This is a genomic window from Aequorivita vitellina (assembly GCF_022008365.1).
In the GTDB taxonomy this organism is placed as follows: Bacteria; Bacteroidota; Bacteroidia; order Flavobacteriales; family Flavobacteriaceae; genus Aequorivita; species Aequorivita vitellina.
Window position 1 is genome coordinate 1 of the sequence record NZ_JAIRBA010000080.1, and the last position, 1,472, is coordinate 1,472.

General features: G+C 37.8%; 1 protein-coding gene and 1 pseudogene. Both read right to left on the minus strand.

Annotated features, from left to right (window positions below):
* Positions 1–889, minus strand: a pseudogene (locus tag K8089_RS16010) (T9SS type A sorting domain-containing protein); the annotation flags it as partial.
* Between the two features lie 340 nt (positions 890–1,229).
* A partial coding sequence (locus K8089_RS16015) for a T9SS type A sorting domain-containing protein (protein WP_237604299.1) occupies positions 1,230–1,472 on the minus strand: 243 nt, incomplete at its 5' end.

The following is a 1,472-nucleotide window of genomic DNA, read 5'->3' on the forward strand; positions in this document are numbered from 1 at the left end:
CAGTCATAAATGCAGATGCCGAAGAGCAGTTAAAGCCATTTTCGAAAGTACCATCGTTAGGATTCTCTTCTTGGCAAGCTCCGCCGCCACCGCCACCAAGTGGATCGGTACCGAATACAAGGTTACCAAACAGTTCACCAGCATCAGCTTCTGCTTGAATCTCAATTCTACCAATAGCATCATCGGAAGTATATCCAACAAAATTTTCGGTATTTGGTGTGTTATTAATTGTAAATGTATCCAGTAGAGTACCTCCCATATCATAAATTCTAACATCAGCATTTGACACTGCATCTACAAAAAGATCCATTCCAACGGCATGTGCACCAGCTGGAACAAAAGTAAGAATGGTAAAATCTGCAAAGGTATTGGCACCCATTAGTGTTGATGAATTACCCAAAGCGGTTTCACCAATATAGATTACATCATTACCAACTGTTGAAGCGGTTATAGTAAATCCATCTTCAAGTTCACCGGCAGAAAAACAACCATCGCCAGCACTACTTACCACGGGACCACAAGCTTGGATAACACCAATTCCAGGGCCACCAGAAAAATCTTCGTTAACGAGTGCGCCTGGATAAGCGGCTTCAAAAGTAGCTCTGTCTGTGTAAGGAGTAACCGCCATTACTCCTCTTCTGCCAGTAATAATAGACGGACCGTGAGTTGTAGTAACAGTATATCTTTCAACGGGTACATAAGCATTAAAATCCTGCGCTCCCATTAGCTTTTCAAATTGAACAGTCGCCGTAGTCGTTACTGGTTCACCCTGACTATATACAGGATTATTTGTCGTATTCGGTAAATCCGCAATACTTCGCGAATTTTGTGCATTCATTAGCCCTGAAAAGGCCACAAAGCAAGCAAATAATAATGTAATTTTTTTCATAATAAATTTTAGTTTAAGTTAATTTTACAATCATAAAGGTATCCAAAATTTGTTTCCCTGCAAAATTTTATGTCAATATCTTAACTGAGTAATGCGATTTTCGCAAAGAATAAAATCGCAAATACAATTTGGCATAATACTTTAACACTTCTAAAAGCCACCAAAAACATGTTCAGTGAAGAAGGTTTGAGTAACATTAATTTGAGGCTTTAGATGTATAAAATATTTGGGATGATTATTAATTCTGAAGTAAGAATACTTATTAAAAAACCCTAATTCCTTCCTATATAAAAAAAGCCACCCACTTTCGCGGATGGCTTTATATAAGAATTGTGAAAAATTAGTTTTTCAAAATCTTGTAAGTTCCTGTCTGGCCATTTACAGTAACTTTCATAACGTAAGCTCCTGTAGTAATTCCAGATAGGTTAATATCTGATGTAGTTGCACCAACTTCAGTGCGCAGTACTTCTTGACCTAATAGGTTGTAAATAGAAACTGCTTCTATGTTACTTGCTGCTTTCAATGAAAGAACATCGGTAACTGGGTTTGGATAGTAAGAGAATCCTGCAAGTGCGTTATCGCT